Raw genomic sequence first — 6918 nt, 5'->3', positions numbered from 1 at the left:
AGATGTGTATAAGAGACAGGGTCAGTACCGCGGCAGGGTCGGGTCGATGAGGGCGGCCCAGGCATCGATGCCGCCCTCGACGAAGGTGACGTCGGAGTAGCCCGACTGGAGGAGCACGTCGCGTGCGTAGCGCGAGCGTCCGTCGTGGTGGCAGTGCACGAGCACCTCGGCGGTCTGCGGGATGAGCGCGCGTGCCGCATCCGAAAGCAGCGAGTCGAGGGGAACGAGTTCGGCACCCTCGATCGCGACGGCGTCGTGCTCCCACTCCTCGCGCACGTCGACGAGCACGAAGTCGTCGGTGCCCGCGGCCCGTGCGGCCAGGCGCTCGGCGAGCATGTCGACGGTGACGGAGGGCGAGCGACGCGGCACTGAGCTGGCGGCGGGTGCGGTTGCGGGTGCGGCGGTGGCGCGCGCGGTATCTGGGGTCATCGGACTGCTCCCATCGGAGGTGGCGGTGCTGTCGGTTGTCGGGCGGCTCTCAGCGGTGTCGGAGAGCGGGGGATTGCTTTCGGCGGCGGCCCTGAACGGCACGATCGTGAACGTCGAATCGAGGGCGTCGACCACCAGGATGCGCCCGAACAGCGGCTCGCCGAACCCGACGATGAGCTTCAGCGCCTCGGCCGCCATGGCTGATCCCACGACGCCGCAGAGCGGCCCGAGCACGCCGGCCACCGCGCACGATTCAGCTTCGTCGTCGGCGGGAGGGGTGGGGAAGAGGTGGCGGAGGTCTACTGCTCCGCCCGGCGCGAGCGGCCAGAACGTCGACACCTGCCCGTCGAACCTCAGCACCGAACCCCAGATGTAGGGCATCCGGAGCAGGGCTGCCGTGTCGTTTGCGAGGTAGCGGGCGGCGAAGTTGTCGGTTGCGTCGACGACGAGGTCGTAGCCCGAGAGAATGCGAGCGGCAGTGCGCCCGGTGAGGCGTTCGTCGTGCAGCTGAACCGTGACGTGCGGGTTCAGGCTCCGGATGCCCGCTTCTGCCGACCGCGTCTTCAACTCACCGACCGCCGCCACTGTGTGAATGGTCTGCCGCTGCAGGTTCGACACGTCGACCGTGTCGAAATCGACAATGCCGAGCGTGCCGACCCCGGCCGCCGCCAGGTAGGTCAGAACCGGCGACCCGAGCCCGCCCGCGCCGATCACCAGCACCCGCGCAGCCTTCAGCCGGCGCTGACCCTCGACGCCGATCTGCGGCAGCCTGATCTGGCGCGAATACCGCCGTCGTTCGGCGTCGTCGAGCTCTGAACCCGGTGCGACGAGGGGTGTGCGTGCCATGGCCCCCAGTTTACCGGCGCACGTGTCACGGCACCCCGTGATGCCCGGCCCCTGTACCGTAGACGCAAGCCTCACTCGAAAGGTCGCCCGGTGTACCTGAAAAGCCTGACCCTCAAGGGGTTCAAGTCTTTCGCGCAGCCCACGACGTTCGCGTTCGAGACCGGAGTGACCTGCGTGGTCGGCCCGAACGGCTCGGGCAAGAGCAATGTGGTCGACGCGCTGGCCTGGGTGATGGGCGAGCAGGGTGTGAAGACGCTTCGCGGCGGCAAGATGGAAGACGTCATCTTCGCGGGCACGGCCACTCGCGGCCCGCTCGGCCGGGCCGAGGTCATTCTGACCATCGACAACTCCGACGGCGCTCTGCCGATCGACTACTCCGAAGTGACCATCAGCCGCACGCTGTTCCGCAACGGCGGCAGCGAGTACGCCATCAACGGCGACGCGTGCCGGCTGCTCGATGTGCAGGAGCTGCTCAGCGACTCCGGCCTCGGGCGGGAGATGCACGTGATCGTGGGCCAGGGCCAGCTCGACGCGGTGCTGCACGCCACACCCGAGGGGCGGCGTGGATTCATTGAGGAGGCCGCGGGCATCCTGAAGCATCGCCGCCGCAAAGAGAAGACCGCTCGAAAGCTCGAAGCCATGCAGGCGAACCTCACGCGGCTGAGCGACTTGGCGGGCGAGATCCGGCGCCAGCTGAAACCTCTGGGTCGCCAGGCCGAGGTGGCGAAAGAGGCCCAGGGCATCGCCTCGATCGTGCGGGATGCCCGTGCCCGCCTGCTGGCCGACGAAGTGGTCACCCTGAGAGCTGCCCTCGACACCCACTCGAAGAGCGAGAACGAGCGGCGAACCGAGCGCATCGTGCTGCAGGAACAGCTCGAACAGAACCAGTTGCGTATCGAACGCATCGAGCGGGCCCAAGTGGGCGACGCCGTCGACCTCGCGCGCCGCACCGCTTTCGGCCTCGAATCGGTGCAGGAGCGCCTGCGCGGCCTCTATACGCTCGCCAATCAGCGCCTGGCGCTGCTCGGCTCTGAGCAGGAGAATTCGGCCGCCGCGCCGGGCGTCTCGCCCACGATGGTCGCCGATTCGAAGATCGAGGCGACGCGCCTCGCCGGGGGAGTCGTGGCTGCCGAGCAGGCGTGGCACGGCGCTCAGGCACTGACCCTCGCCGCGCGGCAGGCGCTCGACGCGGCCGACGAGCAGATCGCCGCGCAGAGTGCGCTGGTCTCGCGGCACGACCTCGAGATCTCGAAGCTCGCCGGCCAGCTCGAGTCGGCCAACTCGCGGCTCGCGGCCGTTCGCGGCGAAGACCTGCGGCAGCAGAACGCGCTCGACGCGGCCCACGACCGCCGCGAACGCCTGCAGATCGAGTTCGTCGCCCTCGAGGCCGAGGCGGCCACCTCCGACGCGGGCGAGACCGACCTCGATGAGGCCTACGAGTTCGCGCAGGCGGCCGTGTTCGAGGCCGAGGCCGAGATCGAGCAGCTTCGGGATGCCCTGCACGCGCACCAACGCGAACGAGATGCCCTGGCAGGCAAGGCCAGCGCGCTGTCGATGGCGCTCTCGCAGAAAGACGGATCGAGCGAACTCGCGGCCTCCGGCCTCGCCGGTGTGCGCGGGCTCGTCGCCGAGAACGTTCAGGTCACGCCGGGGTTCGAGGCAGCCATCGCGGCGGCGCTCGGGTCGCTCGCCGACGGGGTGCTGGCCGAGACGCGCGATGACGCCTTCGCGGCGCTCGAGCACGCGCGGGCGGGCGATATGGGTCGGGTCGAGGTGATTGTGGCGGCGGGGGGTTCTGCGGCTATGGCGGCTGCGACGAGTGCAGGTGTTGGTGTTGGTGCGCGTTCTCCGAGCTGGAATGCTTCGGTTGCCGAAGCCGGCCTCACACCCGCCGCCGAAGTGGTCGTCGCGCCGGCGGGCGTGAAAGCGCTTCTCTTCGCGACCCTTATCGCGAACGACATCGCGGCGGCACGAGCCGCGTGGAAGGTGCTTGAGAGCGAGGATGGCGACGCCGGGCATCCGGAAACCCTCCCGGTGACGATCATCACGAAGGGCGGCGACGTGCTCACGGAGTACGTGCTGCGCGGCGGCTCGGGCGCGAAACGGTCGCGGCTCGAGCTGGTGGCGGAGCGGGATGCGGCGTCTGACCGGCTCGAGATCGTGACGGCCGACATCGATCGTGCCACGTTCGCTTTGGCCGAACAGCGCGGAATTCTGCAGAACGCGAAGCAGCAGTCGACGGCGGCGCTGCAGGCACTGCGTGAATTCGACTCGCGGCTCGCGGCGCAGACCGAGCGGCTCTCGCGGCTGCGCGCGCAGGTCGATGCGAGTCAGGGTGAGTTCGAACGGCTCGAGCGCTCGCGTGCGGCTGCCGGCGAAACCGTGGCGGGGGCACTGGCGGCGGCCGAGAAGGCGCGTGTCGAACTCGATGCGGCGCGCAGTCGGCCCCGCCCGATTCTCGATGTGAGTTCGCGCGACGATCTGCTCGGAGCCCTCGAGAAGGCGCGCGACGGCGAACTCGACGCGCGGCTGCAGCTCGAGACCGTGCGGGAGCGGGTGCGGGCCGAACAGGCTCGCGTGGTCGCGCTCGAACGGCAACTCGAAAGCGAGCGCCAGGCGGCGGAGGAGGCGGCCCGGCGCGCGGTGATTCGGCGCCGGCAGGTCGATGCGGCCACGGCCGTCGCCGAAAGCCTGCCAGAGGTGCTCGACTCGGTCGACCGTTCGGTGGCAGCTGCCCGGCTCGAACTCGCCCAGAGTGAGGCCGAACGGGCCGAACAGAATGCCGAACTGACCGATCTGCGCAAGCTCGAGGCGGGGCTCCGGCAACGCTTGCAGGGCATCACCGAGAACGTGCACGGGCTCGAACTGCAGATCTACGAGAAGAAGTTGCACCTGTCGAGCGTGCTCGAACGGGTGGGTTCTGAGCTCGGTATGGTGGAGGCCGATCTGGTCGAGGAGTACGGGCCCGATCAGCCGATTCCGATGGATGTTCGGGGCGCCGGCCCCGCTCTGATCAGCCGAACGGCCGGTGCGGCTCCTTCGGGGGCATCCGGAACCGAATCGCAGGGGGGCGACCACGCGGGCCCGGCCGACCCCGAAACCGTTCCGTTCGACCGCGACGAGCAGAAGCGCCGCCTGGCCCGCGCGGAGCGCATGCTCGCCGAACTAGGCCGCGTGAACCCGCTCGCACTCGAAGAGTTCGACGCACTCGAGCAGCGGCACAAATTTCTCACCGAACAGCTCACCGACCTCACGAACACGCGCAAAGACCTGCTCACGATCATCGACGAGATCGACGACAAGATGAAGTACATCTTCGAGGCCGCCTTCAACGACACGCGGGACGCCTTCGCCGAGGTGTTTCCCGTGCTGTTTCCCGGCGGAACCGGGAGTATCTCACTCACCGACCCTTCGGATCTGCTCACGACGGGGGTCGAGGTCAGTGTGAAGCCGGCGGGCAAGAAGATCGAGCGGCTGTCTCTGCTCTCGGGCGGCGAACGTTCGCTCGCCGCCGTGGCGCTGCTGATCGCCATCTTCAAGGCGCGCCCCAGCCCGTTCTACATCATGGACGAGGTCGAGGCCGCCCTCGACGACGCCAACCTGGGGCGTCTGCTCACGATCTTCCAAGACCTGCGACAGACCTCGCAGCTCATCGTCATCACCCACCAGAAGCGCACGATGGAGATCGCTGACGCGCTGTACGGCGTCTCGATGCGGCAAGACGGGGTGTCGGCCGTGATCGGCCAGCGGGTCGAGGTGGCGTCGTGAGGGGCGGAGTGCGACCGTGGTGAAGCTTCCGAAGCCGGGCCGGCTGATTCGCCGGGTGCGCGCTGGTTCGTACATGCTGGCCTGGGGCACGCTTGCGCCCGAGGCTCCCACTACGATTGTCATGAGCAGCCCCGACTTCGCCGAGGGGGCTGCGATTCCGGCACTCCACGCGGGCGACGGTGCAGGCGACAACGTCTCACCCGCGCTCGTCTGGAGCGGCCTGCCCGCGGGCACCAAGCAGTTACTGTTGGTGGTCGAAGACCCTGATGTGCCTCTGCCTCGCCCGGTCATCCACCTGCTCGCCCGCCTCGACCCGAGCCGCACCTCGGTCGCCCGGGGCGAACTCAACCTCGAGGCCGAGAACACCGGAATCGTGTTGCACCCCGGCTCGTTCAACCGGGTCGGGTACGCCGGCCCACACCCTATCGAGGCGCACGGGCCGCACCGGTACGTGTTCCAGCTGTTCGCGCTCTCGAAGCCTCTTCCGCTGCCCGCCACCGCCCGCCTCGAGTCTGTCGCCGCCGCCGCGTACGGGCTGATCCTCGCGCGCGGGCGCACCTGGGGCACCTTCGAGCGCCCGTGACCCCGGCCGACTACACGATTACTGCGCGGAGGCGCGGGCAGGGCGCCGCGGGCAAGCGGTGCCCGGGCATCCACGCGGCTCATTAGGCTGAGGGCATGGCTGAACGCAACTCCTGGTCGCTGTCGGGCGCCCTCCGCGGCATGTTCGCAAAGAAGACGATCGACGACGAGACGTGGGACGACCTCGAGACCGCACTCATCACCGGAGACTTCGGCATCGACGTCACTGATCAGATCGTCGGCGACCTGCGCACGAAGGTGTCGCGCTACAACACCACCGACCCGAAAGACCTGCAGCGCATGCTTCGGGAGACTCTCGAGGAGCGGTTCTCGAAGCTCGACCCCACGCTGAAGCTCACCGAGCGGCCGGCGGTCGTGCTCGTGGTGGGCGTGAACGGCGTGGGCAAGACCACGACCATCGGCAAGTTCGCCAAGTTCTTGGGCAACTACAACCGCACGGTCGTGGTCGGGGCGGCCGATACGTTCCGGGCCGCCGCCGTCGAGCAGGTTGCGACCTGGGCCGAACGCGCGGGCGCGCACATCGTGCGGCCGCAGCAAGAGGGCCAAGACCCCGCCTCGGTGGCTTTCCAGACCGTCGAGTACGCCAAGCGCAACAATATCGAGATCGCCATCATCGACACCGCCGGCCGCCTGCAGACCAAGGGCGGGCTGATGGATGAACTCACCAAGATCAGGCGCGTCATAGAGAAGCAGGCACCCGTCGCCGAGGTGCTGCTCGTACTCGATGCCACGACGGGCCAGAACGGTCTGCTCCAGGCGGAAGCGTTCATCGAGCATGCCGGGGTCACCGGCCTCGTGCTCACCAAGCTCGACGGTTCGGCGAAGGCCGGGTTCGTTCTGGCCGTGCAGGAGCGCACGGGCATCCCGATCAAACTGATCGGCCAGGGCGAGGGCATCAACGACCTCACCGGTTTCACGCCGCATGTCTTCGTGCAGAACCTGATCGGTTAAGACAGAGCTCTGGGCTAGTTCGTTGAGGCGACAATCCACGCGGTAAGGCCCCAACAGAGTAATGCCACGCATCCGCAAACGATGTACCTCATCTTTCGTGCGGCGGGGCTGCCACCACGGATTGCGACGATAAGAACTATGGGCAACAACAGAAGGATTCCAGCTAAGGCGTCTTGCCCGCAGTTCGTCGTTGAACAATCGACACTCGTCGCGAGTAACATCGCGGCTCCTACCGTCATGGACGGCTTGAGATCATCGGTGGAAAGTAGAGCACGTCTCCTATCGTAGCTGATAAAAAATCGACTATCTGGATTGGTTGGG

Annotated in this window: 4 protein-coding genes; 3 read left to right on the top strand and 1 reads right to left on the bottom strand. The window is 67.9% G+C overall.

From position 1 onward, the window contains the following. Positions 1-21: 21 nt before the first annotated feature. On the bottom strand, positions 22-1275 hold the full coding sequence (gene moeB, locus QN358_RS10500) for a molybdopterin-synthase adenylyltransferase MoeB (protein WP_136641487.1): 1254 nt from the start codon (positions 1273-1275) through the stop codon (positions 22-24). Between the two features lie 90 nt (positions 1276-1365). On the opposite strand from moeB, the gene smc reads away from it, so the two are divergent. The 3 genes from smc (at position 1366) to ftsY (ending at position 6597) form a co-directional block, all read left to right on the top strand. Continuing rightward, positions 1366-5043 carry a chromosome segregation protein SMC gene (smc, locus tag QN358_RS10495; RefSeq protein WP_323512320.1) on the top strand — a complete coding sequence of 1226 codons (3678 nt, stop codon included), beginning with the start codon at positions 1366-1368 and terminating at the stop codon, positions 5041-5043. 16 nt (positions 5044-5059) lie between these two features. Continuing rightward, complete coding sequence (locus tag QN358_RS10490) at positions 5060-5626, top strand: YbhB/YbcL family Raf kinase inhibitor-like protein (protein WP_136641489.1); 567 nt, start codon at positions 5060-5062, stop codon at positions 5624-5626. A gap of 95 nt (positions 5627-5721) precedes the next feature. Further along, a complete protein-coding gene (ftsY, locus tag QN358_RS10485) occupies positions 5722-6597 on the top strand; it encodes a signal recognition particle-docking protein FtsY (protein ID WP_136641490.1) in 876 nt (291 codons plus the stop codon). Positions 6598-6918 lie beyond the last annotated feature (321 nt).

It is taken from the genome of Subtercola sp. RTI3 (genome assembly GCF_035018625.1).
GTDB classification, from domain to species: Bacteria; Actinomycetota; Actinomycetes; order Actinomycetales; family Microbacteriaceae; genus Subtercola; species Subtercola vilae.
This window is presented reverse-complemented; position numbering and strand designations above follow the sequence as displayed.